The 26,957-nt window shown below is 68.7% G+C and carries 30 protein-coding genes; 18 read left to right on the top strand and 12 right to left on the bottom strand.

Annotated elements, in window-relative coordinates; genetic code table 11:
• Positions 1–49 precede the first annotated feature (49 nt).
• The 7 genes from gorA (at position 50) to plsY (ending at position 6,922) form a co-directional block, all read left to right on the top strand.
• Complete coding sequence (gene gorA / locus C4N9_RS10765; RefSeq protein ID WP_109533335.1) at positions 50–1,420, top strand: glutathione-disulfide reductase; 1,371 nt, start codon at positions 50–52, stop codon at positions 1,418–1,420.
• Between the two features lie 128 nt (positions 1,421–1,548).
• Positions 1,549–2,733, top strand: a complete 1,185-nt coding sequence (gene hflK / locus C4N9_RS10760; protein WP_109533334.1) for an FtsH protease activity modulator HflK — start codon at positions 1,549–1,551, stop codon at positions 2,731–2,733.
• Positions 2,733–3,818 carry a protease modulator HflC gene (gene hflC / locus C4N9_RS10755; protein WP_109533333.1) on the top strand — a complete coding sequence of 362 codons (1,086 nt, stop codon included), beginning with the start codon at positions 2,733–2,735 and terminating at the stop codon, positions 3,816–3,818. The genes hflK and hflC overlap by 1 nt, the downstream gene beginning before the upstream one ends.
• A gap of 64 nt (positions 3,819–3,882) precedes the next feature.
• Positions 3,883–4,338 (top strand): hypothetical protein, encoded by a 456-nt coding sequence (locus C4N9_RS10750; protein WP_109533332.1) that lies wholly within the window; start codon positions 3,883–3,885, stop codon positions 4,336–4,338.
• A gap of 77 nt (positions 4,339–4,415) precedes the next feature.
• Positions 4,416–4,949 (top strand): hypothetical protein, encoded by a 534-nt coding sequence (locus C4N9_RS10745; RefSeq protein ID WP_109533331.1) that lies wholly within the window; start codon positions 4,416–4,418, stop codon positions 4,947–4,949.
• An 87-nt stretch (positions 4,950–5,036) separates the two neighbouring features.
• A complete protein-coding gene (gene pyrC / locus C4N9_RS10740) occupies positions 5,037–6,314 on the top strand; it encodes a dihydroorotase (RefSeq protein WP_109533330.1) in 1,278 nt (425 codons plus the stop codon).
• Positions 6,314–6,922: a glycerol-3-phosphate 1-O-acyltransferase PlsY gene (gene plsY, locus C4N9_RS10735; protein ID WP_109533329.1), complete on the top strand. Its 609-nt coding sequence runs from the start codon at positions 6,314–6,316 to the stop codon at positions 6,920–6,922. The genes pyrC and plsY overlap by 1 nt, the downstream gene beginning before the upstream one ends.
• A gap of 353 nt (positions 6,923–7,275) precedes the next feature.
• On the opposite strand, the gene C4N9_RS10730 is transcribed toward plsY, so the two are convergent.
• Positions 7,276–8,667, bottom strand: coding sequence for a DEAD/DEAH box helicase (locus C4N9_RS10730; RefSeq protein ID WP_109533328.1), 1,392 nt, complete (start codon positions 8,665–8,667; stop codon positions 7,276–7,278).
• A gap of 338 nt (positions 8,668–9,005) precedes the next feature.
• On the opposite strand from C4N9_RS10730, the gene C4N9_RS10725 reads away from it, so the two are divergent.
• On the top strand, positions 9,006–9,212 hold the full coding sequence (locus C4N9_RS10725) for a cold-shock protein (protein ID WP_109533594.1): 207 nt from the start codon (positions 9,006–9,008) through the stop codon (positions 9,210–9,212).
• A 141-nt stretch (positions 9,213–9,353) separates the two neighbouring features.
• Here C4N9_RS10725 and C4N9_RS10720 read toward each other — a convergent pair whose 3' ends face one another.
• The 4 genes from C4N9_RS10720 to C4N9_RS10705 form a co-directional block, all read right to left on the bottom strand.
• Positions 9,354–9,677, bottom strand: a complete 324-nt coding sequence (locus C4N9_RS10720; protein WP_109533327.1) for an arsenate reductase family protein — start codon at positions 9,675–9,677, stop codon at positions 9,354–9,356.
• A gap of 228 nt (positions 9,678–9,905) precedes the next feature.
• Complete coding sequence (cueR, locus tag C4N9_RS10715) at positions 9,906–10,325, bottom strand: Cu(I)-responsive transcriptional regulator (protein ID WP_109533593.1); 420 nt, start codon at positions 10,323–10,325, stop codon at positions 9,906–9,908.
• Positions 10,326–10,345: 20 nt separating this feature from the next.
• Positions 10,346–12,817, bottom strand: a complete 2,472-nt coding sequence (locus tag C4N9_RS10710; protein WP_109533592.1) for a heavy metal translocating P-type ATPase — start codon at positions 12,815–12,817, stop codon at positions 10,346–10,348.
• A gap of 85 nt (positions 12,818–12,902) precedes the next feature.
• Positions 12,903–13,418, bottom strand: a complete 516-nt coding sequence (locus tag C4N9_RS10705) for a DUF2478 domain-containing protein (protein WP_109533326.1) — start codon at positions 13,416–13,418, stop codon at positions 12,903–12,905.
• A 64-nt stretch (positions 13,419–13,482) separates the two neighbouring features.
• Here C4N9_RS10705 and mobA point away from each other — a divergent pair, with 64 nt between their 5' ends.
• Complete coding sequence (gene mobA / locus C4N9_RS10700) at positions 13,483–14,049, top strand: molybdenum cofactor guanylyltransferase MobA (protein WP_109533325.1); 567 nt, start codon at positions 13,483–13,485, stop codon at positions 14,047–14,049.
• A complete protein-coding gene (locus tag C4N9_RS21905; protein WP_109533324.1) occupies positions 14,046–14,933 on the top strand; it encodes a molybdopterin guanine dinucleotide synthesis in 888 nt (295 codons plus the stop codon). The genes mobA and C4N9_RS21905 overlap by 4 nt, the downstream gene beginning before the upstream one ends.
• Here C4N9_RS21905 and C4N9_RS10690 read toward each other — a convergent pair.
• From C4N9_RS10690 to fabD, 6 genes are all read right to left on the bottom strand, one after another.
• Positions 14,902–15,144: a sulfurtransferase TusA family protein gene (locus C4N9_RS10690; RefSeq protein WP_109533323.1), complete on the bottom strand. Its 243-nt coding sequence runs from the start codon at positions 15,142–15,144 to the stop codon at positions 14,902–14,904. The genes C4N9_RS21905 and C4N9_RS10690 overlap by 32 nt on opposite strands.
• A 22-nt stretch (positions 15,145–15,166) precedes the next feature.
• The gene (locus C4N9_RS10685; RefSeq protein ID WP_109533322.1) at positions 15,167–15,469 is read right to left on the bottom strand and encodes an HNH endonuclease; all 303 of its coding nucleotides are present in this window, start codon (positions 15,467–15,469) and stop codon (positions 15,167–15,169) included.
• A gap of 5 nt (positions 15,470–15,474) precedes the next feature.
• Positions 15,475–16,011, bottom strand: a complete 537-nt coding sequence (locus C4N9_RS10680; protein ID WP_109533321.1) for a hypothetical protein — start codon at positions 16,009–16,011, stop codon at positions 15,475–15,477.
• 17 nt (positions 16,012–16,028) lie between these two features.
• Positions 16,029–16,598 carry a hypothetical protein gene (locus C4N9_RS10675; RefSeq protein ID WP_109533320.1) on the bottom strand — a complete coding sequence of 190 codons (570 nt, stop codon included), beginning with the start codon at positions 16,596–16,598 and terminating at the stop codon, positions 16,029–16,031.
• Positions 16,599–16,672: 74 nt separating this feature from the next.
• Positions 16,673–17,365, bottom strand: coding sequence for a hypothetical protein (locus C4N9_RS10670; RefSeq protein WP_109533319.1), 693 nt, complete (start codon positions 17,363–17,365; stop codon positions 16,673–16,675).
• Positions 17,366–17,551: 186 nt separating this feature from the next.
• Positions 17,552–18,481 (bottom strand): ACP S-malonyltransferase, encoded by a 930-nt coding sequence (fabD, locus tag C4N9_RS10665; RefSeq protein ID WP_109533318.1) that lies wholly within the window; start codon positions 18,479–18,481, stop codon positions 17,552–17,554.
• 191 nt (positions 18,482–18,672) lie between these two features.
• On the opposite strand from fabD, the gene C4N9_RS10660 reads away from it, so the two are divergent.
• On the top strand, positions 18,673–20,079 hold the full coding sequence (locus C4N9_RS10660; protein WP_168192203.1) for a methyl-accepting chemotaxis protein: 1,407 nt from the start codon (positions 18,673–18,675) through the stop codon (positions 20,077–20,079).
• Between the two features lie 771 nt (positions 20,080–20,850).
• Here the strand turns inward: C4N9_RS10660 and C4N9_RS10655 are convergent.
• Complete coding sequence (locus C4N9_RS10655) at positions 20,851–22,116, bottom strand: class I SAM-dependent methyltransferase (protein WP_342748797.1); 1,266 nt, start codon at positions 22,114–22,116, stop codon at positions 20,851–20,853.
• Positions 22,117–22,347: 231 nt separating this feature from the next.
• On the opposite strand from C4N9_RS10655, the gene rpsF reads away from it, so the two are divergent.
• From rpsF to C4N9_RS10620, 7 genes are all read left to right on the top strand, one after another.
• Positions 22,348–22,704: a 30S ribosomal protein S6 gene (gene rpsF, locus C4N9_RS10650; protein WP_109533315.1), complete on the top strand. Its 357-nt coding sequence runs from the start codon at positions 22,348–22,350 to the stop codon at positions 22,702–22,704.
• A gap of 26 nt (positions 22,705–22,730) precedes the next feature.
• Positions 22,731–22,958 (top strand): 30S ribosomal protein S18, encoded by a 228-nt coding sequence (gene rpsR / locus C4N9_RS10645; protein ID WP_109533314.1) that lies wholly within the window; start codon positions 22,731–22,733, stop codon positions 22,956–22,958.
• A gap of 10 nt (positions 22,959–22,968) precedes the next feature.
• Positions 22,969–23,547, top strand: coding sequence for a 50S ribosomal protein L9 (rplI, locus tag C4N9_RS10640; RefSeq protein ID WP_109533313.1), 579 nt, complete (start codon positions 22,969–22,971; stop codon positions 23,545–23,547).
• Positions 23,548–23,772: 225 nt separating this feature from the next.
• Positions 23,773–24,153 (top strand): ArsR/SmtB family transcription factor, encoded by a 381-nt coding sequence (locus C4N9_RS10635; protein WP_109533591.1) that lies wholly within the window; start codon positions 23,773–23,775, stop codon positions 24,151–24,153.
• A 191-nt stretch (positions 24,154–24,344) separates the two neighbouring features.
• Positions 24,345–25,184, top strand: a complete 840-nt coding sequence (locus tag C4N9_RS10630) for a substrate-binding periplasmic protein (protein ID WP_109533312.1) — start codon at positions 24,345–24,347, stop codon at positions 25,182–25,184.
• 18 nt (positions 25,185–25,202) lie between these two features.
• Entirely contained in the window at positions 25,203–26,063 is an 861-nt protein-coding gene (locus C4N9_RS10625) for an amino acid ABC transporter permease (protein ID WP_109533311.1), read from the top strand.
• The gene (locus C4N9_RS10620; RefSeq protein ID WP_109533310.1) at positions 26,060–26,797 is read left to right on the top strand and encodes an amino acid ABC transporter ATP-binding protein; all 738 of its coding nucleotides are present in this window, start codon (positions 26,060–26,062) and stop codon (positions 26,795–26,797) included. Before C4N9_RS10625 ends, C4N9_RS10620 begins: the two co-directional genes overlap by 4 nt.
• Positions 26,798–26,957: the final 160 nt, after the last annotated feature.

Raw genomic sequence — 26,957 nt, 5'->3', positions numbered from 1 at the left:
GAGTTTTTTCGCATGCCTTCCCCATGCCTTCCCACGGAGATCCCGCCCCATGTCCGAGTCATCGTCCGCCTTCGACTACGACCTGTTTGTGATCGGCGGGGGCTCGGGCGGGGTGCGCGCGGCGCGCATCGCCTCAAGCGAATATGGCGCGAAGGTCGCGATGGCCGAGGAATACCGCATGGGCGGCACCTGCGTGATCCGCGGCTGCGTGCCCAAGAAGCTGATGGTCTTCGCCGCCGGCCACGGCGCGACGATCGACGAGGGCGCGGAATACGGCTGGACCGTCACCAAGGGTGCGTTCGACTGGTCGGTCTTCCGCCACCGGCTCGATGCCGAGCTGAACCGGCTGGAATCGATCTATACCCGCAATGCCGAGACCGCGGGCGTGACGATCTATCACCAGCGTGCGACGGTGGCGGGCCCGCACGAGGTCCGGCTGGCCGATGGACGGCAGGTGCGCGCGCGCCATATCCTGATCGCGGTGGGCGGCACGCCCTTCGTACCCGAACCCTATCGCGGGCTGGGCGCCTGGACGTCGAACGACGTGTTCCTGTCCGACAGCCTGCCCGAGACGATCCTGATCCTGGGCGGCGGCTTCATCGCCTGCGAGATGGCGGGGATCTTCCAGGGGCTGGGATCGAGCGTCACGCAGATGTATCGCGGGCGCCAGATCCTGCGCGGCTTCGATGACGACCTGCAAGAGCATGTGGCGGCGGCGCTGGTGCAGCAGGGCGTCGCGCTTGAAGTGAATACCGACCTGACATCGCTCGAGAAACTGGCCGACGGCCGGTTCCGCGCCTGCGACACGCAGGGGCGCGAGCGGGTCTTCGACAAGGTGCTGTTCGCCACCGGGCGCGTGCCCAACACCGCCGGGCTGGGGCTTGAGGAAGCGGGCGTCGCGCTGGGCCGGGGCGGCGCCGTCATGGTCGACGATTTCTCGCAAAGCAACGTGCCGTCGATCTTCGCCGTGGGCGATGTGACGGACCGCATCCAGCTGACCCCGGTGGCGATCCGCGAGGGCCATGCCTTTGCCGACAACGTGTTCGGCGGCAAGCCCGTCACGGTCGATCACACCAATGTCCCCAGCGCCGTCTTCACCCGTCCCGAGGCGGGCACCGTCGGCCTGACCGAGGAACAGGCGCGGGAGAGCCACGATATCGAGATCTACCAGGCGAGCTTCCGGCCCATGCAGACCGCCTTCATCGGCGCCGAGACCAAGGCGCTGTTCAAGCTGGTGGTGGACAAGCCGAGCCGCCGTGTGCTGGGCTGTCATATCGTCGCACCCGGCGCGGGTGAGCTGATCCAGATCGCCGCCGTGGCGGTCAAGATGGGCGCCACCAAGGACGATTTCGACGCCACGATCGCCGTTCATCCGACGATGAGCGAGGAACTGGTGCTGATGCGCAAGCCCTCGCGATAAGCGCCGGGGCTTGATAGGATGCCGGTCGAGACGGCAGGGATGCTTGGGATTTGCCTTGAATCCCTGCCGAACGTGCCCAATTGAGGGCATAAGACGGACCGATGACAGACCTGAACCAAGGAGAGGCCATGTCAGGCAACAGTGGAGGCCCCTGGGGCGGCAGCGGTGGAAACCGCGGCTCTTCGGGCGGGGGGAACCGCCCCAATGGCGGCGGTAACGGCCCCGAACGCCCGCAGATCCCCGAAATCGAGGATCTCGTGAAGAAGGGCCAGCAGCAGCTCAAGGTGCTGATGGGCGGTCGCGGCGGCGGCAGCAGCGGATCGGGCGGCGGGCGTGGCCCGGGCGGCCCGGGCTTCAGCGCGCGCGGCGTGCTGATCGTGCTGGCGGTGCTCGTGCTGGGATGGGCCTATGCCTCGTTCTACACGGTCCGGCCGGAAGAGCGCTCGGTCGAGCTGCTGTTCGGGCAGGAATTCTCGACCGGCGAACCGGGTCTGAACTTCGCCCCCTGGCCCGTCGTCAGCTACGAGATCGTGCAGACCACGACCGAACGCGTGACCGAGGTCGGCGCCGGCCGTTCGGCACTGGATTCCGGGCTGATGCTGACCCGCGACGAGGCGATCGTGGATATCGAGTTCCAGGTCGTCTGGAACGTCGCCAACCCGTCGGACTTCCTGTTCAACCTGGCCGACCCGGCGAACACGGTGCGCGCCGCGGCGGAATCGGCGATGCGCGACATTATCGCCCGTTCCGAACTGTCGCCCATTCTCAACCGCGACCGGGGCACGATTGCCGCCGAACTGCGCCAGCAGGTGCAGTCGATCCTCGACGATTACGAATCCGGCGTGAGCGTCATCCGGATCAACTTTGACCGCGCCGACCCGCCGGCCGAGGTGATCGACAGCTTCCGCGAAGTGCAGGCCGCGCGTCAGGAACGCGACCGCCTGGAACGTCAGGCCGATGCCTATGCCAACCGCGTCCTTGCCGGCGCGCGCGGTGAAGCGGCGCAGGTGCTCGAACAGGCGGAAGCCTATCGCGCGCAGGTCGTGAACGAGGCCGAGGGTGAGGCAAGCCGCTTCCTCGCGGTCTGGGAAGAATACCAGAACGCGCCCGAGGTCACCCGCCAGCGGATGTACCTGGAATCGATGGAGCGCGTGCTGGGTGGCATGGATCTGACGATCCTCGACAACGTCACCGGCGAGAACGGTGGCAGCGGTGTTGTGCCCTACCTGCCGCTCGACACCCTGCGTTCGGGCGCATCGCGCAGCGATGACAGCACGAGCCGTTCGATCCAATCCAATCAGGGGAGCAACTGATGAAACGCATCACGCTACTGATCCCCGCCCTGATCATCGCCGCCGCCGTGGCGCTGTCCTCGATGTTCATCGTCGACGAGCGGGAAAACGTGCTGGTCCTGCAATTCGGTCAGGTCAAGCAGGTCCGTACCGAGCCGGGGCTGTATTTCCGCATCCCCTTCATTCAGGAAGTCGTTCGCTACGATGCGCGGATCCTGGGCCTGCAATCGCAGCCCCTGGAAATCACGCCGCTGGATGACCGCCGCCTTGTCGTCGACGCCTTCGTGCGCTGGCGCATCAGCGACGTGCAGCAGTTCCGTCAGGCCGTCGGCGCCGAAGGCATCCGCGCCGCGCAAGGCCGGATCGAACGCATCCTGAACGCCGCGATCCGGGAAATCCTGGGTTCGGTGCCCTCGGGCGCGGTGCTGTCGGAAGACCGGACCGGGCTCATGGAACGCATCCAGGACCTCGCCAGCCGCGAGGCGCGCTCGCTCGGTGTCGACGTCATCGACGTGCGCCTGACACGTACCGACCTGCCCGAGCAGAACCTGTCCGCCACCTTCGCGCGGATGCGCGCAGAGCGCGAGCGGGAAGCGGCGGACGAGATCGCGCGCGGTAACGAAGCCGCGCAGCGGGTCCGGGCCCAAGCCGACCGGACGGTGGTCGAACTGGTCTCGACAGCGCGTCGTGACAGCGAGATCATTCGCGGTGAGGCCGATGCCCAGCGGAACCGGATCTATGCCCAGGCCTTCGGCCAGGATCCCGAGTTCTTCGCCTTCTCGCGCTCGCTTACCTCGTATGAGCGGGCCCTGACCGGCGATAACGCGGCCATGGTGCTGAGCCCCGACAGCGATTTCTTCCGCTTCCTGCGGCAGATCGATCCGACGGGCGACGCGGCTGCAAGCCAGGTCACCGCGACCGCTGCGACCGATGCAGCGGCACAAGAGGCGGCGGCGGAACAGGCGGCAGGCGACGCGACCCCGGCCGAAACGGCCGAGCCGACGCCGGTCGAAACGCCCGACATCACCGCCGAAACCCCGAGCGAAGAACCGGCGGTCACCGCCCCCGAGGATACCCCCGAGGACGAACCCGTTCCCGCGAACTGATCCCCGACCGATCCAACGCGCCCCCGCCCTGCCGGGGGCGCGCTTTTTTCAGGCAGACAAGCCCATGACCCAAACCCCCGGCGATGCCCCGATCCTTGAAGACGGGGAAAAGATCCTGGCCGAGTTCCGCCCCGACCGCGGGAAATACTGGCGCGACCATGGCGTCATGGCGGTGATCCTGATGGCGCTGGCCGGGATCGTCCTGTGGGCCATCGACAGCCCCTACCCCGCCATCGGCTCGCTGGGCGCGATCCTCGCGGTGGGCGTGCGGGCCGCCTATCTTGCCGGCGAAACGCTGTCGTTGCGCTGGGTGCTGACCGACCGCCGGCTCATCCTGCCGGGCGGCCAACGCGCCGTCATGTTGGGCGACATCGCCACGGTGCGCCCGCTTCTGGGCGATGTCCAGATCATCACGACGGGCGGCGACAAGCACCTGCTCAAGCATCTGGCCAATGGCGCGGACGTTGTGCGGCGCATCGCGCAGGCGCGCGACAAACGGGCGAAACGCCGCGCAGCCTGACCCTCAACACGATTGGTTTACTGGCCGCTCATCATTTTCGGATCAGCTTGTACGACACGCTGGTCCGGAAAATTGGCATGGCACCGATTGTCTACGTTCAAGGCTTCGTTCTGCTTGGTCTGCTCTTTGCGCTCGTCTTCCTGACGCCGGGGCTGGCCCCGCTGCGCCGCGCCTTCCTTGCGCCGCCGCCCGTGCCGGCCCTTGCCCCGGGTGAAACCCTAATCGCCGAGTTGCGGCCCGATCCGCGCGTGCTCATGCTGCTCAGCGGTCTTCTGATCGCCGCCACCATGGCCGGTGCCTTGGCCGAGCAGATGCTGCTGGGCGCGCCGCGCGAAATCGCCCTTCTCACCCTCCTGCCCTTCTCGGGAGCGCTGGCGATCCGCCTTGCCGGTCTGTCCCGCTGCCGCTGGCGGCTGACCGACCGGCGCGTGATCACCGCGCTGGGCGCCAGCCTGCCGCTCTCCGAAATCGGCCGCATTGCCGTCGGTCCAATGCTGATCCGGCTCGACGGGCGCGGCGTGCAATCGCTGCGGCTGGCGGGTCTCGCCGATGCGCATGGCGCGGCACGGCTGATCCGCGACAGCCTCTCCGCCCGCGCGCTTCGGCAGTAGCGTCAGCCGCCGCGCGACGTTATACACCGCCCGAACGCCCGGCAGCGCGCTGGCGGGCGCGGGAACAGGCGTAGAGAAGGCGGCGGCATGATCTTGCAATTCACCAATGCCCGGCTGATCGACCCCGAGGCCGGCACCGACCGGTCCGGCTCGCTCACGGTCGAGAACGGGCGCATTTCAGCCGTCGACGCAGATGCGCCCGCAGGCGCCCGCGTGATCGATGCGCGCGGCAAATGCCTCGCCCCCGGGATCGTCGACTGGGGCGTCCATGTCGGCGAGCCGGGCGGGCGCCACAAGGAAAGCTTCCGCTCGGCCGGGCGCGCGGCGGCGGCGGGCGGCGTCACCACCTTCATCACCCGCCCCGACACGACGCCCCCCACCGACACGCCCGAAGCGCTGGATTTCCTGCGCCGCCGCGCCGATGCCGAAACGCAGGTCAAGGTCCACCATATGGCGACCCTGACGCGCGGACGCGACGGGCGCGAAATGGCCGAGATCGGCTTCCTGCAGGATGCCGGCGCCGTGGCCTTCAGCGACGGCGAGAAGGTCACGCGCGACACCAAGGTCTTTTCGCGCTGCCTGACCTATGCGCGCAGCCTCGGCGCGCTCGTGGTCGCGCATACGCAGGATCCGGGCCTGAGCAGCGGCGCCGCCGTCACCTCGGGCAAGTTCGCCTCGCTGCGCGGGCTGCCCGGCGTCTCGCCGATGGCCGAGCGCATGGCCTTCGACCGCGACATGGCGCTGATCGAGATGACGGGCGCGCGTTACCACGCCGAACAGATCACCTGCGCGCGCACCCTGCCCGCGCTGGAGCGCGCCAAGGCCAACGGGCTCGACGTCACCGCCGGGATCTCGATCCACCACCTGACGCTGAACGAATTCGACGTGGGCGATTACCGCAGCTTCTTCAAGCTCTCGCCGCCGCTCAGATCCGAAGACGACCGCCTCGCCGCGATCGAGGCGGTGGCAAAGGGCACGATCGACGTGATCTGCTCGATGCACACGCCGCAGGACGAGGAATCGAAACGCCTGCCCTTCGAGGAAGCCGCGCCCGGCGCCGTGGGGCTGGAGACATTGCTCCCCGCCGCGCTCAGGCTCTATCACAACGGCCAGCTCACCCTGCCGCAGCTCTGGCGCGCGATGGCGCTCAACCCGGCCAGACGGCTGGGGCTCGAGGCCGGGCGGCTGAGCGCGGGCGCGCCTGCCGATCTGGTCCTGTTCGACGCGGATGCGCCCTTCGTGCTGGACCGCTTCACGCTGCGCTCGAAATCCAAGAACTCGCCCTTCGACGGGGCCCGGCTGCAGGGCAAGGTGCTGGGCACCTGGGTCGACGGGCAGCCGGTCTATGAACGCGAGGTCGCCTGATGTTTCTGCCCGAACTCACCACCCCGCCGCTTCTCCTCGCCCTGATCGGCATCGGCGGCTACCTGCTGGGATCGATCCCCTTCGGCATCGTCATCACCCGCGCCCTGGGCCTGGGCGATCTGCGCAAGATCGGCTCGGGCAATATCGGCGCAACGAATGTGCTGCGGACCGGCCACAAGGGCGCGGCCCTGGCGACGCTGCTTCTGGACGCGGGCAAGGGCGGCATCGCCGTTCTGATCGCCCGCGCGCTGGCGGGCGAGGATGCGGCCCAGCTGGCCGGGTTCACCGCGTTCCTGGGCCACCTTTACCCGGTCTGGCTGGGCTTCCGGGGCGGCAAGGGCGTCGCCACCTTCCTTGGCACGCTGCTGGCTTTGTCCTGGCCCATTGGCCTGATGTGCTGCGCGACCTGGCTCGTGGTCGTGGCGCTCACGCGGATCTCGTCGGCTTCAGCCCTGATCGCCTCGCTCGCCGCCGCGCCCTATCTGTGGTTCATCGGCCCGCGCAGCATGATCGTGCTGGCCCTGGCCCTGGCGGCGCTCGTTTGGATCCGCCACGCCTCGAATATCCGGCGCCTTGTGAACGGCACCGAACCCCGCGTCGGACGCTGAGGGCAAACGCCGCCAGAGGGGGCTGTCTGCCCCCTCTTGGCCTGCGGCCAATTCACCCCCGAGGATATTTGCGGCGCAAAGATGAGGGCGCAGCCCGGAAGACGGGCCTTCATTCTGCTGCAAATACTCATTCCCCGCCAGCATCCCGCGCCCTGTTGTGGCAAGAGCCGCGCGCAAGCGGGGCGGTGGGCGGGAGCGAGGCGCGCGCGCCTGCTGCTCCGGCCCGCCGGCGCATACGGTCCGACGCAGCGCTGCGAAATGTCTGGTTTTTTGGCCCGACGCCAAAGAGGTCGGTTAAGTGACACAAAAAAGGCGGCCCGCGCAGCGATGCACGGGCCGGGGTTGAAAAAGCGTTATTCGCCGCCGCGCCGCACGGGCTTCTTCCGGAACCGGCGCGGTTTCTGCCCGCGCTCCTCCGCCATGGCCTCGGCCAGGGCCGGATGCGGGCGCGGCTTGCGCGGACGGGCGGGTTTCGCGGCCTCGCCCGGGGCTTTCGCGGCGTCGGGTTTGCCCTTGGCACCGCCCCCCTGTTTCGGCTTCTGCCCCTGCGGGCGGCCACCGCGGCCCTGGCCGGTCGCGGCGCGCGCCTTGGTACGGGCCTCTTCGGCCATGCGCTCGGGCCAGGGTTCGCCGCCGATCACCTCGATCGGTTGCTTGGTCAGTTTCTCGATCGCGCGCAGGTCGGCCATCTCGGCCGGCGCGCAGAACGCCACCGCCCGCCCCTCGCGCCCGGCGCGCGCGGTGCGGCCGATGCGGTGGACGTAATTCTCGGGCACGTTGGGCAGGTCGAAATTGTAGACATGCATGACCTGCGGGATATCGAGCCCCCGCGCCGCGACATCGGTGGCCACCAGGACCTCGGTCTCGCCCGCGCGGAAGGCCGCCAGCGTGCGTTCGCGCTGCCCCTGGCTCTTGTTGCCGTGGATCGCGCCGACCGAGAAGCCCCATTTGTCCAGCAGCCGCGACAGCTTTTCCGAGCCGTGCTTCGTGCGCCCGAACACAAGCGCCAGCTCGCCGGGATGCTTGGCAAGGTATTCCTGCAAAAGCGCCGCCTTGTCGCCCTGCGCCACGTAATGCACCGCCTGCGCGATCTTGTCGGCGGTCTTGCCCGGCGGCGAGACCTGCACGCGGACTGGACGGTCGAGATAGGTATCGGCGATTTCCGACATGTCCTTGGGCATCGTCGCCGAGAACAGCATCGTCTGGCGCTGTTTCGGCAGGTGGCGGGCGATCTGGCGCAAGGCGTGGATGAAGCCCAGATCGAGCATCTGGTCGGCCTCGTCGAGCACCAGCATCTGCACCTGGCCCAGGGACACGGCCTTGCGCTCGAGCAGGTCGATCAGCCGCCCGGGCGTCGCCACCAGCACGTCGCAGCCGCGGACCAGCCGGTCGGTCTGCCGGTTGATCGAGGCGCCGCCGACAACGGTGACGATCGAGGTGGGCAGCCCCTGCGCCAGCTCGGTCAGCGAGGCGGCGATCTGCTGCACCAGTTCGCGCGTCGGGGCCAAAATCAGCGCGCGCGCGGATTTCGGCGCGGGCTTGCCCTGCCCCTGCAGCCGGTGCAGGATCGGCAGCCCGAAGGCCAGCGTCTTGCCGGTCCCGGTCTGCGCGAGCCCCATCAGGTCGCGGCCTTCCAGAAGCGGCGGAATCGCCCGCGCCTGGATCGGCGTGGGCTCGGTCTTGCCGGTCCGCTCCAGCGCCGACAGCAGCGTCGGCGCGAGGTCCAGCATCGAGAAATCGGTCATTCAAGTCCTTTCGGAGCCGGCATTCAGGCCGGCGAAAACGCGGAAAAGGTCCGGGGAGGTGCGCCCTGCGACCGCAACGGAGCCGCGCGCAGCCTGCACGCCTGCCAGATGGTCCCGCAGTGGCGCGAAGTCAAGCATTCCGTGGCCCCGCACCCCGCAGATGGGCGTGAAACGGCAACAGAACCCTTGATTTGCTGGTAATTCGTGTCATCCTCGGAGGTGTGACAACAGACTTCCTGCGTCCGCCCGCCTACTCAGGCAGCCCGCACGACCCGAAGGCCTGGCTGCACGGCCCGATGACAATCCTGTCGCGGGAAACTGAGAGGATGGATACGGATATGGCCACTGGCACCGTCAAATGGTTCAACACGACGAAGGGATATGGCTTCATCGCCCCCGACGGAGGCGGCAAGGACGTCTTCGTCCATATCTCGGCCGTCGAACGCGCCGGACTGACCGGCCTTCAGGACAACCAGAAGATCAGCTTCGAATTGCAGTCGGGCCGCGACGGCCGCTCGTCGGCGTCCGATCTGAAACTGCTCTGACCTGACGTCCGGGCAAACGCGGCAAGGTCGAACGGCCCCGCTGGAAAGCTGGCCCTTGCCCGGGGCATTCCAGGACACGATCTGACGAACCCGCCGCCCTTCGCGGCGGGTTTTTGCAATATCCCCCTCAGACTGCGCCGCTCAAACCGTGCCCAGCGCCGCGCGTACGGCGGGTGTCCAGCCCAGATACCACGTCCCCTCGGCACGGATCACCGGCCGCTTCATCAGCGTGGGGTTCTCGGCCAGAAGCTGCGCCGCGGGCTGCGCGCGCGCCGCCTCGTCCAGCCCGCGCCAGGTGGCCGAGGCCCGGTTCACCAGCGTGTCGCCGAACTCGCCCAGCAGAAGCGCGATCTCGGCATCCGTCAGCGGCACCTCACGAATATCGCGGAACTCGGCCTCGGGCAGTGCCTTGCGCGCCTTGCGGCAGGTATCGCAGGTCTTGAGGCCCCAGATGGCGGTGGTCATGGCGGCGTCCTTTGTCCAGTCGTCCTGCGCGAGGGGTAGCCGAAATGAAGGGGGCTGTCTGCCCCCTCTTGGCCTGCGGCCAATTCACCCCCGAGGATATTTGACGAACAAAGACGCAGGCTCAACCCGACCCTGAGCGCATCTTTGTTCCATAAATATCCTCGGGGGGATCCAAGGGGGGCAGACAGCCCCCCTTGGCCACGCGTCGCCACGGGCGCGACGCGGGTATCAGCGGCGGCTGCGCGTGGCGTGGCGGCTCAGCGGCCCGGTCGCAAGATCGTCGAGGATCGGGCAATCCGGCCGGCCGTCGCCCGCGCAGCTATCGACGAGCCCTGCCACGGTGGCCCGCATTTCCTGCAACTCGGCGATGCGCGCGTCGATACGGTCGAGATGTTCCGCCGCCAGCCGTCTCACGTCCTCGGAGGCGCGGGAGGCGTCGTCGTAGAGGCCCAGCAAGGCGCGGCAATCCTCGATCGAAAAGCCGAGCCCCCGCGCGCGGTTGAGAAAGGCGAGCCGGTGGATCTCGCCCTCGCGGAAGCTGCGATAGCCGTTCGAGTCGCGCTTCGGCGCGATCAGACCGATATCCTCGTAATAGCGGATGGTCTTCGCGGGCAGGCCCGAGGCTTTCGCCGCCTGTCCGATATTCATGCCCGTTTCCATTGCGTTCGTCACAGGTTGGCCTCCATCCGGGGGCGCAGCGCCTTGAGGCGCAGCGCATTGGTGAGAACGAAAAGCGAGGACAGCGCCATCGCGCCCGCGCCCAGCATCGGCGACAGGGTCAGGCCGAAAGCCGGGTACAAAGCCCCCGCCGCGACCGGGATCAGCGCCGTGTTATAGGCAAAGGCCCAGAACAGGTTCTGGCGGATGTTCCGCATCACCGCGCGCGACAGGTGCAGCGCGTTGACCACGCCGCGCAGGTCTCCCGACATCAGCACCACTTCCGCCGCTTCCACCGCGACATCGGTGCCGGTGCCGATGGCGAGCCCGACATCCGCCGCCGCCAGCGCGGGCGCATCGTTGATCCCGTCGCCCACGAAGGCCACTTTCGCGCCGCCCTGCCGCAGGGCCTCGAGCGCCGCGACCTTGCCGTCGGGCAGGATCTCGGCCTCGACCCGGTCGATGCCCAGAGCGCCGGCGATGGCCTTCGCGGTCGGCGCGGCATCGCCGGTGATCATCGCCGTGCCGATCCCCATCGCGTGCAGCGCGTCGATCGCCGGCCTGGTCGTCGGTTTGACCCGGTCGGCCACCAGCAACAGCGCCAGCAGCCTGCCATCGGCGGCGAGGAACAGCGGCGTCTGCCCCTGCCCCGCCTGCGTTTCGGCGAGCGTGGCCAGATCGCCGGTCTCGATCCCTTCGCGTGCCATCAGCCAGGCCGCGCCCAGCAACAGCGCGCGGTCCCCGACCTGAGCCTGCAGCCCGAAGCCCGGGATCGCCGCGACGCCGCTGGCGGGCGAGACGCTCAGCCCGCGCGCGTCGGCGGCGCGCAGGATGGCGCCCGCGATCGGGTGTTCCGAGCCGCTTTCGGCGGCAGCGGCCAGCGCCAGCGCTTCGGCCTCGTCCACGCCCGGCGCGGTATGGATGGCGACCAGATCGGGGCGTCCCTCGGTCAGCGTGCCGGTCTTGTCGAAGGCGACCAGATCGACCTCGTGCAGGGCCTGCAACGCGTCGCCCCGCCGGAACAGCACGCCCAGCTCGGCGCCGCGCCCGGTGCCCACCATGATCGAGGTCGGCGTCGCCAGCCCCATCGCGCAGGGGCAGGCGATGATCAGCACGGCGACGGCGGCGACCACGGCCTCGCCCAGCCCCGGGCCCCAGATCATCCACGCGGCGAAGGTCAGCGCCGCGATGCCCATCACAACCGGCACGAAAACACGCGTCACGCGGTCGACGGCGGCCTGAATCGGCAGCTTCGCGCCCTGCGCCTCTTCGACCATGCGGATGATCCGGGCGAGCATCGTGTCGGCGCCCACCCGCTCGGCGCGGTAGCTCAGCGCTGCCTGTCCGTTGACCGTGCCCGCGGTCAGCGCCGCGCCTTCGGTCTTCTCGACCGGCACCGGCTCGCCCGTGAGCATGCTTTCATCGAGCCACGAATGCCCCGCGACGACCGTGCCGTCGACCGCCACCCGTTCACCGGGGCGCAGGTGCAAGAGGTCGCCGGGCCGGATCTCGGCAATCGGCCGGTCCTCGGTCACGCCGTCGCGTTCGACCCGCGCGGTGCGGGGCTGCAGCCCGACCAGCTTGGCGATGGCGGCCCCGGTCCGCCCCTTGGCGCGCGCTTCCAGATAGCGCCCCAGCAGGATCAGCGTGACGATCACGGCGGCGGCTTCGAAATAGACCGCGCGCGACGCTTCGGGCAGCAGCGACGGTGCGAAAGTGGCGATGGTCGAATAGCCCCAAGCCGCGCTTGCCCCCATCACCACCAGTGAATTCATGTCGGGCGCGCCGTGCAGCAGCGCCGGAACGCCCGCGCGGAAAAAGCGCCAGCCGGGACCGAACAGCACTAGTGTCGTCAGCACGAACTGGCCCAGCCACAGCGCCTGCTGGCCCACCAGCCCGTGCAGCCAGTGGTGGAACGGCGGATAGAGATGCCCGCCCATCTCGGCCACGAAGACCGGCAGCGTCAGCAATGCGGCCAGCAGCACCGCGCGGGCCAATTGGTGGATCGCCTCTTCCTTGTGCGCCGCCAGATCCTCGCGGCTGGTTTCGGTGGCGATGCGGGCCTCGTAGCCCGCGGCGCGCACCGCCTCGATCATGCGTTCGGGCAGGCCCGCCAGGGCGTAATGGCGCACCAGTGCGGTTTCGTCGGCCAGGTTGACGCTGGCCTGCGTGACGCCGGGCAGCGCCTGCAGCACGCGCTCGACGCGGCCCACGCAGCTGGCGCAGGTCATGCCGGTGATGGCCAGCCGGGTGACATCCTCGGCGGCGGTGAAACCCAAAGCGGTGAGTCGTTCGGCCAGCTTGGCGGGTTCGGCGGGGCCATCCACCGCGACCATGCCGGTCATCAGGTTGGCGCGCACGCCGCTCACGCCCTCTTCGCGCGCGAGCATCCGCTCGACGCGGCCGGTGCAGGCGGCGCAGCTCATGCCCTCGACGCGCAGCGTCTGGGTGGTCTGGGGCGGGGTTAACTGGGTCGGGCTCATCGGGACCTCCATCTGGTCCTGACCCATATGACGCTTCCAGTTAGTGGAAGGTCAAGGGTTGCGCCGACAGAAGATGGCCGAACGGTCAGAGCGCCGCATGCGCCTGCGCGCGCGCCCAGTCGAGGAGGGCGCCGGGTTCGGGCGGAAGCGCTTCGGCCATGCCCTGCGCGAAGTCTTCAAAACCCGGCATGTTCAGCGGCTTGACGCCCAGGAGAACGGGAATGCCCCGCGCCAGCGCCTCGCCGATCAGGGCGCGAAAGCCACGTCCCTCGATCTCGGCCTTGCCGAACTTGTTGAGGATCAGCAGGCGCGGCGTTCCGGCCAGTTCCCGCTCGACCAGCGCCACGGCGGTTTCCAGCCCGTCGGGGTCCAGCCGGCAGCCCGACGATTCGGCGCCCAGATTCTGGCTGATGCGGATCACCTCGGGGCGGCCCAGCACCCGCAGGTCCATGTCGCAATCCCGGCGCCCCGGACGGTCGGTGTTGAGCTGCACCACGCCCGCCAGCGCCCAGCCCTCGGCGCCCAGCGTGGCGGCGATTTCGGCCAGCAGGCGGTCGGTCTGGCCGCGCGCGGTTCCGGAAACATAAGCGAGGGATGACATCGGCGCCTCTTGTGACAGGACGATACCCTGATAGCCTGCACGCGCCACAGGGGAAAGGGAGAGGATGGTCGCAGCGGTGATCCTTGCCGGCGGACAGGCCAGCCGGATGGGCGGCGGGGACAAGCCGCTGCTGATGCTGAACGGGCAGAGCCTGCTGGCGCGCGTCATCGCCCGCATCGCGCCGCAGGTCGATGCGCTGGCGCTCAACGCCAATGGCGACCCCGCGCGGTTTGCGGTCTTCGGCCTGCCGGTCCTGCCCGACAGCCTGCCCGATCAGCCCGGGCCGCTGGCGGGGATCCTGGCCGGGCTCGACTGGGCGGCGGAACAGGGCCATGCACGGCTTCTGAGCGTGCCGGGCGACACGCCCTTCCTGCCCGATGACCTCGTCGCACGGCTCGGCCCCGCACCCGCCGCCATCGCGGCCAGCGGCGGGCGGGCGCATCCGGTGATCGGCCTCTGGCCTGTCGAGGCCCGCCACGCCCTGCGCGCGCAACTGGCACAGGACGAACGCCGGGCGATGCGCTTCGCCGCGTCGCAGAACGCCGCCGAGATCGCCTTCGACGCGACGCCTGACCCGTTCTTCAACGTCAACACCCCGGCGGATCTGCGTCAGGCCGAGATCTGGACGTGACACCGGACCGCGTCGCCATTCTCGACTGGTCCGCCGCCAACACGCCGCGGCGGGGCAAGGATTCGATCTGGATGGGCCGCGAGGATGGTACGACGCAAAACCTGCCCACCCGGCAGGCCGCGTTCGACGCCTGCGCCGCCCTGATCGACGACACGCTGACAGAGGGCAGGACGCTGCTGATCGGCGCCGATTTCCCTTTCGCCTATCCGGTGGGTTTCGCCCGCGCACTGACCGGGCGCGACGATCCTCTGGCGATCTGGGACTGGCTGGCGCGCCACCTGCAGGACGGCCCCGACAACCGCTCGAACCGATTCGCGCTGGGGGATGCGATCAATGCGCGCCTGCCCGGCACCGGTCCCTTCTGGTTCAACGCCGCGCGCGAGGATCTTGCCCATCTGCCGCGCAAGGGACGCACCCGCGACGGCCACGGCTTTGCCGAGCACCGGCTCTGCGACGGGCAGGCCAAGGGGGCCCAATCGCCGTGGAAACTGGGCGGCGCGGGCTCGGTCGGCTCGCAGGCCCTGACGGGCATTCCCATGCTGCAACGGCTGCGCGCGGCCTTTCCGGGCCAAATCGCCGTCTGGCCCTTCGAGCCGCTCACCCGCCCGGTGATCCTGGCCGAGGTCTTTCCCTCGCTTCTGGCCGCCGAGGTTGCGGCGCGCATGGCGCCCGGGCTGGTCAAGGATCAGGTGCAGGTCCGCGCGCTGGCGCAGGCGCTGGCCGCGCTGCCCTCGCTCGCGCCGCTGCTCGAGACGGGGCCCGATACAGGGCCCGATACAGGGCCCGATTCGCGCATCCGCGAGGAAGGCTGGATCCTCGGCCTCGGGCACGAGGACCTGTTGCGCACGGCGCTTACGACGGTCTGGCCTCTCCGCGCCGGATGATATGCGCCAGCGTCTCGCCCATCTCGTCGCAGCCCAGATAGGTATGCCCCTCCTGCGCGCAGAAATGCGGCATGTCCACGACCGAGGCCCGGTCCGTCGCCACCACGCGCAATACCGCCCCGGGCGCCATCGCCATCAGCCGCTTGCGCGCCCTGAGCACCGGCAGCGGGCACAGCAGCCCCTGCGCATCGAGTTCGTCATCCCAATCCATGTCGCGCCTTTAGCGCGCGCGCTCAGCGCTGTCGAGCGCGACGTTTCGACGGCACTCGCGACAGGAAACCGGGCGGGCGTTTCGACACCCAAGCGATGAATTTCGCCAGCCGGGGATGCGCCCGCAAGGCTTCGGGCGTCGCGTAATCCCGCGCCAGTTCCGCCTCGCTCAGCGTGGCGTGGATCTCCTTGTGGCAGATATGGTGCAACAGAACCGTCGGCCCGTTCTTCCCGCCCTTCAGCTTCGGCACCAGATGATGCAGCGATTGCGGGACGTCCGCGGGGATCGGCCGCCCGCAGAGCGCACAGTTCGGCGGGTCTTCCATCGGGATCAGCGCATCCGGTAGACGCGCAGGAACGACATCAGCACGCGTCCGTCCGCGCCCAGCTTGACGCCGCCCGCCATGCGCGCCTCTTCGTCGCGGACCGGATCGACGGGCAGACCGCCCGGCGCCAGCCTGCCGGGAAGGTCCCAGCCCACGCCGTCGCAGGACAGCGTTACCGACCGCCCGGCCAGGCCGCGCAGATCGCCCACCAGAGCGATCAGCGTCCGGGCCGAGGGAGCGATCCTGGAAAAGCCGATATGCACGCCCTCGGCCCAGCGCGCCTTGAAGGGCTGGCGGAACAGCCCCGCCGCGGGGCCAAGCTCGGACAGGTCCGCGCGTTCTTCGTCATGCAACAGAAGCGGCCCCTCCCAGTCGAGCGACAAAGCGCTCTCGCCGTCGGTCATCACCAGATGGGTGATTTCCCAGACGGCTCCGTCGAACTGGGCCTGAACCGGCACCCGGGCGCCCTGCCCCAGCCGGCGCGCCCGTTCGGCGCGCGCGCGTTCCTCGTCGGGATCGGACTGGCCCTTGCGTCGCTCCATCCTTCCCCCCGGCAGGCTCAGGTCAGGGCGTACATCTGCGGCAGATGCACCAGCACCCGGCCATCCGCGCCCAGCCGCATCGCCCCCACATCGCGCGCGGCGATGCGCGGCATCATCGGCGGGTTGCCGGGGCGCAGCGCGCCGGACAGATCCCAGCTGACATCCTCGACCCCCAGCGTCACGCCGCGCCCGCTCAGCCCCGACAGGTCCGGCAGCCGCGCCATCAGAAGCCCGATCTGCCCGATCATGCTGACGGGCGCGAGCGGCCGCGCCTCGACCCAGCGGCGCCGGAACGGCGTGCGGAACACGCCGCCCACGCCCGGCACGCCGGACAGATCGACCCGGTCCTCCGGAAACAGAAGCCCGCCCGAGGGCCAGTCGAGCACCAAAGCCCGTGTCCCGTCCGTGACCAGCATCTGGTGCAAGAGCACGGCCCCGCCCCCGTCGCGCACGCGCACGGGATAGCGCTCGCCGATCCGCTCCTGACGGTTGCTCTGGGCCTGCAGCGCGCCCGCGCCCAGCCCCAAGGCACCCCCCAGTCCCAGACCTGCGCCGGTCAGAGCGGTGAAGAAAGTGCGACGGTCCATGTCTGCCTCGCTGCCTGTCGAATGCTTCGTCTTACTCTAGCACGCCCGGCCCGCCTGTGCAGGTCAAGCCCGCGTCAACCGCAGATCCCGCGCCGCTCGACCCCGCGCCATGGCAGCGAGACCGGCCCCGACGGCAGATCGCCCACCGCCATTTCCTGGCTCAGAAGCGCGCGCAGCCGCGCCGTGCGCGCGCCTTCCGGATCGAGCGCTTCGCAGCAGACATATTCCTCGACAAGGCTCGCCTGCTGCTCGTAGCCGTAATCCAGAAACCGCGCGCCCTCGGCAGCGTCTGAATCGACATCGGTGTCGAAGAGATAGGGATCCTCCAGCGCCACGTGTTCGCGCCCGACGCGCCACAGCGAATAGCCGGTGCGCGCGCGGTTCTGGTGCTGCCAGACATGCGTCAGCTCATGCGCCAGGAACATCGCCGCGCCCAGCGACACGGCGCCCGCCTCGCCCTCGCGGCGCAGATAATCCTCGCGAAACAGGTCAGGCCGGATCTGCATCCGGTTGCCCAGCACCACGCCCGCGCCGCGCGCCTCGGATACAGGCCCCTCGGCGGGCGGCAGGATGCGCTCGCGGCAGGTGGTGCGCGGTCGGACCGGGAAGACATGGCTGCGCAGACCCACGAGCCCGTTCTCGACGATCCGCACCGGCGCCGGGTCCAGCCCCGGCCCGAACAGCCGCGCCGCCAGATCGGCCTCGGGCGCGGTCAGCGGACGACCGCAACCGGCAATCAGGACACAGAGAAAGATCAGCGCGCGCATCCCGGTATCCGAGGCCGCGCGCCCTGTATCGTCAAGCCTTTTCGCGCGCCCTGAAGCAGTCGTGAAGCCGCAGGGAGAAAAAGGGGCACGTCCCTTGCGGACGCCGCGCCCCTCTTTGTTCCACAAATATCCTCGGGGGGTGAGGCGCGTCAGCGCCGAGGGGGGCAGACAGCCCCCCTGCCCCGCTCAGCCCTTCAACGCGGCGATATCGGCGGGCGTCCCCACGGCGGCCAGATTGGCGCCGCGCTCGATGCGCTTGATCATCCCCGACAGGGCCTTGCCCGCGCCCACTTCCCAAAACGTGTCGACACCCTGCGCCAGCATCCAGATCACCGATTCCCGCCAGCGCACGGAACCCGTCACCTGCTCGACCAGCAGCGCGCGGATCGTGTCGGGATCGCTGACCGCCTCGGCACGCACATTGGCGACGACCGGCACCGCCGGCGCCGCGATGGTCACGCCCGCCAGCGCCTCGGCCATCGCCTCGGCGGCGGGCTGCATCAGCGCGCAATGGAAAGGCGCCGAGACCGGCAGCATCACCGCCCGCTTGGCGCCACGCGCCTTGGCCAGCTCGACCGCGCGTTCGACCGCCGCCTTGTGGCCCGACACGACCACCTGCGCGGGATCGTTGTCGTTCGCCGCCTGGCAGATCTCGCCCTGCGCCGCTTCCGAGGCGACCTCGGTCGCGGTGGCGAAATCAAGTCCCAGAAGCGCCGCCATGGCGCCCATGCCGACCGGCACCGCCGTCTGCATCGCCTCGCCCCGGATGCGCAGAAGCCGCGCGGTATCGGCCACGCTCAGCGCGCCCGCGGCCGCAAGGGCCGAGTATTCGCCCAGGCTGTGGCCGGCGACAAAGGCCGCGTCGGTCACCGCGAAACCCTCGGCCTCAAGCGCGCGCATCGCGGCGAGCGAGGTCGCCATCAGCGCGGGCTGGGCATTGGCGGTCAGCGTCAGCTCGGCCGCGTCGCCCTCCCAGATCAACGAGGACAGCGACTGGCCCAGCGCCTCGTCGACCTCGTCGAACACCGCTTTCGCGGCGGGATAGGCCTGCGCCAGATCGCGGCCCATGCCGATCGATTGCGCCCCTTGGCCCGGAAAGACGAGGGCTTTGCTCATTGGAAACCTCCCTTTAACGCTTCAGACCGCATAACGATGCAACGGGGACAGCGCAACGCCGTGTTGGGTTCCCGTCCCGCTTCCCGGCACCGGCGGCCTTCCGCCGCGCCACGCGACCCGAAACCGATGGCGGATCGACCATGCGTGACACGACCCAGCCTTCCGCCCGCGCAGACTCCGCCGCGCCCTCCATGGCTCCGCCCACCGGTCCGCCTTCGGACCCGACTGCCATCGCTGCCCTGGCGCAGGTCGCCGGTCGACTGACCGAGCTTCTCGCCGATGCGCAGGGGCATTCCGATGCCGTGGCCGGGGAACTGGCGGCACAGGTGGCCACGTTCGACACCCTGCGCGGCGAAGCCCAGCGCATGGGCGAAGGCGCGCGCGCGGTGGAAACCGCCACCGGCGCCGCGACCGAGGCCACGCGCGACGCCCGCACCCGCAGCCGCGCCGCGCAGGACCAGTTCGGGCAGGTGATGGCGGATGTCGGCGCGCTGGCCCGCGAAGTCGACAGCCTGGAAACCTGCGTCGACGGGTTGTCGCATGCGCTGGACCGGGTGCGCCGCGTGGCCGAGGACATCGCCTCGGTCGCGCAGATGATCAATCTCCTGGCTCTGAACGCGCAGGTCGAGGCGGCGCGCGCGGGGCCTGCCGGGCGCGGCTTCATGGTCGTCGCGCAAGAGGTCAAGGCGATGTCCGAGCGCACCGCCGCCGCCACGGACGAAATCGGCAGCACGCTCGAACATCTGCGCGGCTCGGCGCAGCAGATCGCCGCCACCAATGCCGCCGTTCTGCGGCGAACGGGGCAGATGCAGGGACAGGCGACCTCGTTCGCGGGGGTGATGACGGGCATCGACAGCGCCATCGCCGAGGTGGATCAGCAGCAATCGCGCATCGACGACGCGCGCCAGGACACCGCCGCCGCCATCGCCCAGGTCGAGCGCAGCATTGCCTGGCTCGACGGTTCGGCGCGCAAGGCGCAGGCGGGGGTGGACGGGGTCCATCGCGGCTTCGACGGTATCCTGGCCACCGCCCAGCGCCTGACCGCCGATTTCGCGCGCCTCGGGGTCGAGACCGAAGACACCCCCTTCATCCGCGCCGTACAAGCCGCCGCACGTCGCATCGAAGACGCCTTCGAGTCCGCGCTGGCGCAGGGACAGATCGGGATCGGGGACCTGTTCGACACCCGCTATGTCCCGGTCCCGGGCAGCGACCCGCCACAGGTCACCACCCGTTTCACTGCGCTGACCGACCGGCTGCTTCCGCCCGTTCAGGAACCGATGCTGGACCTGTCGCCGCGCGTGGTGTTCTGCGCGGCGGTCGACCGCAACGGATACCTGCCCACGCACAACGCCCGATTCTCGCATCCCCAGCGTCCGGGCCACCGGGACTGGAACATGGCCCATAGCCGCAACCGGCGGATCTTCGACGACCGCGTCGGGCTTGCCGCCGGGCGCAGCACCGAGCCCTTCTGCCTGCAGGCCTATCGCCGCGACATGGGGAATGGCGCGTTTGTCCTGATGAAGGACGTCTCGGCCCCCATCACCCTGCGCGGCCGCCATTGGGGCGGGCTGCGGCTGGCCTATCGCTCGGCCGACTGACCCCGGGGTCCGGGAAATTCCACACGGCACGCTCGGGTCAACACCGACCGGGGCAGCGCGTTCTTCGCAACGGCGCCTTTGGCCGTGAGGAGGCCTGTGGCTTATACGGAGGCGCGATCGGGGCTTTGGGCATACGCTTGGGATGGGGCTCGCATTGGGTCAGGTCGGATCGCGAAAGACCTGAGCCCGCAGCACAGGCGAGCCTGATGCACCGCGCAAGGAGAGCCCCGCCAGACGACCCGTGCCCCGAAGCATCGCACGACCAGACCGCTTCGCGGGGTAAACGGGCGGGAAGCGCAAAGGCCTGGCCCCGTGGGCCAAGGCGACCCCGTCGGATCTGCAGTCTGCAGCCCTGTCTGGCCCGCTTGCGAACCCGGCTGGCGAGAGGCACCAAAGAACGCGACGACATGCCAACCTATGTGCTCCCGCATGTGTGCCGACGGGCCTGTTTCGACCACCGCCGGTCGCATCGGCCCCCGCTCTCTGGCTTTCGGGCTGTCTCGTCTGAATATGCGACGCCGGAATCCGGGCAGGGGCCACGCGCCAGAAGGCTTCGTGGAAGCAACGCGAAAGCCGAACCCGACGCTCGGAGCGGACGTCACCGCCTCGCCCTGTCCGCGTCGCCCCCTTCCCGCCTGTCGTCACGCCGCACAAGGCGAGCCGGACGCGAGGCCCGGCCCCCGCTTCGCCTTCCCCCGCGCCCGGCACATCCGCCCTGCTTTCCCTGCCAAAAAAACCGGACCATACCGGCGCCAATCCCGCGAGAGCCGCCTATTCGGCAGCCTCGGCGACATTCGCGGCGCTGGCCGCCTTCCCCGCGAGATAGTCGCGCGTCAGCGGCACCGCGTTCTGGTCGCGCGCGATCTGCAATTGGAACACGCCCTGACCGTACCAGCGGAAACTCTGCTCGCTGGCTACCAGATAGAACCGCCACATCCGCACGAACCGCTCGTCATAGAGCGCCGCCGCCTCGTCGCGCCTTGCCATGAAACGGTCATGCCAGTGGCGCAGCGTATAGGCGTAGTGCATCCGCCAGATCTCGACATCCGTGGGCACGAGGTCGAGCTTCTCGACAGGCTCCATGATCTCGGACAGCGCGGGGATATGGCCGCCCGGGAAGATGTACTTGGTGATCCACGGATTGCTGGCGCCAGGCGGGGTGAAACGCCCGATCGTGTGGATCAGCGCCACGCCATCGGGCTTTAGCAAGTCGCGCACTTTAGCAAAATACGTGGTGTAATGGGCCGCGCCCACATGCTCGAACATGCCGACCGAGACGACGCGGTCGAATTGCCCGGTCACCGCGCGGTAATCCATCAGCTCGAACCGCACCCGGTCCGCAAGCCCGGCCTCCTGCGCGCGGGCGCGGGCGATCTTCAGCTGTTCCTCGGACAGCGTGACGCCCAGCACCTCGGCACCGTGATCGCGCGCCAGCGTCAACGCCATGCCGCCCCAGCCGCATCCGATATCCAACACCTTCATCCCCGGCTTCAGCAGCAGTTTGGCCGCGATATGCGCCTTTTTCTGACGCTGCGCTGCTTCCAGACCGTCCTCGGGCGTCAGGAAATAGCCGCAGGAATATTGCCGGTCTTCATCGAGGAACAGATCGTACAGCACGCCCGACAGATCGTAGTGATGCGCGACATTCTCTTTCGACTTGGCAATCGGATTGCGCCGGATCGCCGCCGTCAGCGCCGTGCGCACCGCGCCCTGCAGCCGGTTCAGCGCCGAATCCGCCCCCGCTGAGATGTTGCGCATCGCCAGTTCCAGAAGCCCGTGCAGGTCATCGCCATCGATGACCAGCGTCTGGTCCATATAGGCCTCGCCCAGCGTCAGGTGCGGGTTGAGCGCGAGCGAGCGCAGCGTCGCTTCATCCTTGATGGTGACGGTGACATCCGGCGCGCCCTCGCCGCCGGGGCCGTAGCGATAGCTCAGCCCGTCGGGCAAGCGCAGCGTCAGCGCGCCGATGCGCACCAGTGACTTCAGATAGGTATCGAGCATCCGTGTCCACATGATGGACCCCCACAATCCGTTCATGGTCTTTGCCGAGTGCTATGGTTAATGTTTAACCCGTAAAGCTTATCGGTCAAGGGTTTCGCGGGATCGCCCCCGTAGCCCGGCGCATGCGGGGTTGCGCCGCGCCGCAATCCGGCTATAAGGCCCCATCCTGCTGCATCCACGATTCCGGCGCAGACTCTCGTGGGCGGGCCGCGGCAGGGTATCACAGGTCCGCCTTATGAAATGCGCCCCGATAGAAATGGAGCACGCATGCCTCTCTACGAGCATGTCATGATCGCGCGTCAGGATTTGTCCAACGCGCAGGCGGAAGGCCTGATCGAGCATTTCTCGACCGTGGTCTCCGACAACGGCGGCAGCATCGTCGGCACCGAATACTGGGGTGTCAAGACGATGGCCTACAAGATCAACAAGAACCGCAAGGGCCACTACATGTACCTGCGCACCGACGCCCCGTCGGCCGCGATTCAGGAAATGGAACGTCTGGCCCGCCTGCACGACGACGTCATGCGCGTCCTGTCGATCAAGGTCGACAAGCACGAAGACGGCCCCTCGGTGCAGATGCAGAAGCGTGACGACCGCGGTGACCGCGGCGACCGTCGCCGTTGATTCAGGTCAGACAGGAGTAACACCCCATGGCCACCAAGCCGTTCTTCCGCCGCCGCAAGGTCTGCCCGTTCTCGGGCGATAACGCGCCCGCGATCGATTACAAGGACACCCGTCTTCTGCAGCGCTACGTTTCCGAGCGCGGCAAGATCGTCCCCGCCCGCATCACCGCCGTTTCGGCGAAGAAGCAGCGCGAACTGGCCCGTGCCATCAAGCGCGCGCGCTTCCTCGCCCTGCTGCCCTACGCCGTGAAGTGAGGATAGAACCATGCAAGTGATTCTGCTCGAACGCGTGGCCAAGCTGGGCCAGATGGGCGACGTCGTGAAGGTTCGCGACGGTTTCGCCCGCAACTTCCTGCTGCCGCAGGGCAAGGCTCTGCGCGCCACCGACGCCAACAAGGTCGCCTTCGAGGACCAGAAAGCGCAGCTCGAAGCGCGCAACCTGGAAACCAAGAAGGAAGCCGAAGCGCTGGCCGAGAAGCTGGATGGCACGACCTACGTCATCATCCGCTCGGCTTCGGACAGCGGCGCGCTTTACGGTTCGGTCACCCCGCGTGACGCCGCCGATGCCGCCACCGCCGATGGTTTCTCGATCGACCGCCGTCAGGTTGTCCTGACCGCGCCGATCAAGACGCTGGGCCTGCACACGCTGACCGTGACGCTGCACCCGGAAGTCACCGCCGAGATCACCGTGAACGTCGCCCGCTCGCCCGAAGAGGCCGAACTGCAGGCGTCGGGCAAGTCGATCCAGGAACTCGCCGCCGAGGAAGAAGCCGAGGCCGAATTCGAGATCCAGGAGCTGTTCGACGAAATCGGTGCCGCTTCGGACGAAGACGAAGACGCCTGATCCCGGTCGGGTCGCATCCGGGCGCCCGTCCGGTCGCGACCGCCCAAAATCTCAGCGAAGGGCGCACAGTGTCACAACTGTGCGCCCTTTTGCATGTTAAGGACTTGCCGGATCACGCTCGTGCCCCTATCTCTTTCGTACAGATCGCAATCCTTGCATTCAAAACTCACCGGAGTTGCGTGAATGAGCATCGCTTCAAACGCAAACACGCTCGAAAGCCCGAATATGTCGGATGTGCCGACGCAAACCGACTGCGCCCTGCGCCCCGTGGACGACATGGTCGAGCAGGCGCAGGCCGCGGCCGCCTTTCTCAAGGCGCTGGCGCATGAGGGGCGGCTGCTGATCCTGTGCTATCTGTCCTCGGGCGAGAAATCGGTGACCGAGCTCGAGCAGCTGCTGGGCTCGCGGCAGGCCGCGGTCAGCCAGCAACTGGCGCGGCTTCGGCTGGAAGGGCTGGTGACCTGCCGGCGCGAGGGCAAGACGATCTATTACACGCTGGGCGATCCCCGCGCGGCGCGCACGATCGGGCTGATGTACGACATGTTCTGCGGCACCGACCCGATGCCCGCACCCGAGATCGCCCCCACTGCGCCGGACGCCGACTGAAACCGCCGACTGAATCCTGAGCCCGCTCGGCGACGATGCCCCGCGCCGTGGCGGACCCGTTTTCCCCGCCCTGCCCCTTCCCCCTTTCCGTCACGCTTTCCCTTGCCTAACGCGCGCGGGGGCGCAAAGCTTGCGCCATCGATCACCGCATCCCGGCTCAACCGGGGGCCAACAGGGAGTCCGTGACCCAGATGTCCGACCGCAGATCCGTCCTTCGCATCGCCGCCGCCGCTACGCTGGCCGCTATGAGCCTCACCCTTCCCGCCATGGCGCAAGAAACGACCGGCACCCCCGACGATCCGCGCCTGGTCCAGCCCGGCATGCTGACGGTCGGAACCTCGGACCCGGTCTATCCGCCCTGGATGATGAACGATTCGCCCGAAAGCGGCGAGGGGTTCGAAAACGCGCTGGTCTACGCGCTGGCCGAGCAGATGGGGTTCGAACGCGATCAGGTGCAATGGGTCCGCATGACCTTCGAGCAGATCATCGCGCCCGGGGACAAGCCGTTCGACTTTGCCATCAACCAGGTCTCGGTCACCCCCGCGCGGGCCGAGGTGGTGGGTTTCAGCCAAGTCTATTACCAGTCCGACAAGGCGGTGATCGCGCTGCCCGGCTCGCCGGTGACCGGCGCCGAAAGCTTCGCCGATCTGCGCGAGGCGCGCTGGGGCGCGGCGATCGGCACGACGGATCTGGCCTATCTGGAAAACGTCGTCGGCGTCGACGGTGTGATGGTCTATGACGATCAGGTCGGCGTGTTCCAGGCGATGCAGGCGGGCCAGATCGACGCCACCGTCGCCGCCATCCCCACGGCGCTGTTCGCCACCGCCGTGCAGATCCCCGAAGCCTCGATCACCGCGATCCTGCCGCCCGACGGGGGCGACGAGGGCCACGGCCTCTTGTTCGAACAGGGCAGCCCGCTGATCCCCTGGGTCGATGCGGCGCTGTCGGAAGTGATCGCCTCGGGCACCGTCGAAGAGCTGGTGCAGACCTGGCTGGTCGCCGATCCCGACCTGCCGGTTATCTCGGAATAAGCGCGAAGCAGATCCCGGATGATCCCCGACCAACCGACCACGCCCCCGCCGCCACCCCGGCGGCGGGGCTTCGACTGGCGCCGCGCCTTCCTGCCGGGGCTGATCAGCGCGGCAAGCATCCTGGCCGTGTTCGGCACGCTGACCTGGCTGATCACGCAGAACGAAAACTGGCCGCGCATCCAGCGGCAGTTCTTTTCCGTCGATCACATGCTGGCCGCCCTGCCCCGCGTCGCGCAGGGCTTCCTGACCAATCTGCAGGTCTGGCTGATCGCCATGGCCTGCATCGCGCTCTGGGCGCTGGTTCTGGCGGTGGTGCGCTCGCTCCGGGGGCCGTGGTTCGCGCCCTTCCGGCTGATGGTGATGCTCTATGTCGACATCTTCCGGGGCCTGCCCGCGCTGTTGCTGGTGATCCTGTTCGGCTTCGGCATCCCCGCTTTGCGCATCGCCGGCCTGCCCAGTTCCGGCCTGTTCTGGGGCGGCGTGGCCATGGTGCTGAGCTATTCGGCCTATGTGTGCGAGATCTACCGCTCAGGCATCGACGCGGTCCATGAAGGCCAGCGCTCGGCCGCGCGAGCGCTGGGGCTGAACGAGGGTCAGGTGATGCTCTACGCGATCCTGCCGCAGGCCCTGCGCAACGCCGTGCCGTCCCTGATGAACATCGTCGTGGCCCTGCAAAAGGACGTGGCGCTGCTCAGCGTGATCGGCGTGCGCGACGCGGTGCGCGAGGCGCAGATCTACACCGCCAGCACGTTCAACTATTCCTCGCTGGTGGTGGCGGCACTGCTGTTTCTGCTGGCCACCATCCCGATGGCGCGTCTGGCCGACTGGATCACGCATCGCGACCGCAAGCGCCGCCTGCAGATGGCCGAGGAAACATGATCGAGATCCGCGCGCTGACCAAGTATTTCGGCTCCAGCCTGGTGCTCGACCGGGTCGATCTGGACGTGGCGCGACACGAGGTCGTCTGCCTGATCGGCGCCTCGGGCTCGGGCAAGTCCACGCTTCTGCGCTGCATCAACCGGCTGATCGAGCCCGACTGGGGCGAGATCCGCATCGACGGCCGCACCGTCACCGATCCGGGCTGGGGCCGCACCGGGCTGCAGCAGCGCGTGGGCATCGTGTTCCAGAGCTACAACCTGTTCCCGCATATGCGGGTGATCGACAACATCACGCTGGCACCGCGCAAGGTGCTGCGCCAGTCCCGCGCGCAGGCCGAGGAGCAGGCGCTGGAAACGCTGGCGCTGTTCGGCATGGAACGCTTCGCGCGCGCCTATCCCGAGCAGCTTTCGGGTGGCCAGCAACAGCGCGTGGCACTGGCCCGCGCGCTGGCCGGGCAACCCGAGGTGCTGCTGCTCGACGAGGTGACGGCGGCGCTGGATCCCGAGCTGGTGGGCGAGGTGATGGAGGCCATCCGCAGCCTGAAGGCGCGCGGGCTGACGATGGTGATCGTCACCCACGAAATGGGTTTCGCGCGTGATCTGGCCGACCGGGTATGTTTCCTGGATGGTGGCCGGATCGTTGAAGAGGCCGCGCCCGCGCAGCTGTTCAACGCGCCCGAGCACCCGCGCACGCGCCAGTTCCTGGAGCGGCTGCTGGAAGGCGGGCGGCTTTGACCCACCGCGCCGGTTAAGTTTTCACTGGGAGACCGGGGGGCTGCCGCCCCGCCGCTATCAGAAAGACCGGGGGGCTGCCGCCCCGCCGCTATCAGAAAGACCGGGGGGCTGCCGCCCCGCCGCTATCAGAAAGACCGGGGGGCTGCCGCCCCGCCGCTAT

The sequence above is a fragment of the Pararhodobacter marinus genome (genome assembly GCF_003122215.1).
Classification (GTDB): domain Bacteria; phylum Pseudomonadota; class Alphaproteobacteria; order Rhodobacterales; family Rhodobacteraceae; genus Pararhodobacter; species Pararhodobacter marinus.
The sequence above is the reverse complement of the archived record's forward strand: the minus strand, read 5'-3'. Positions and strand labels throughout refer to the sequence as shown.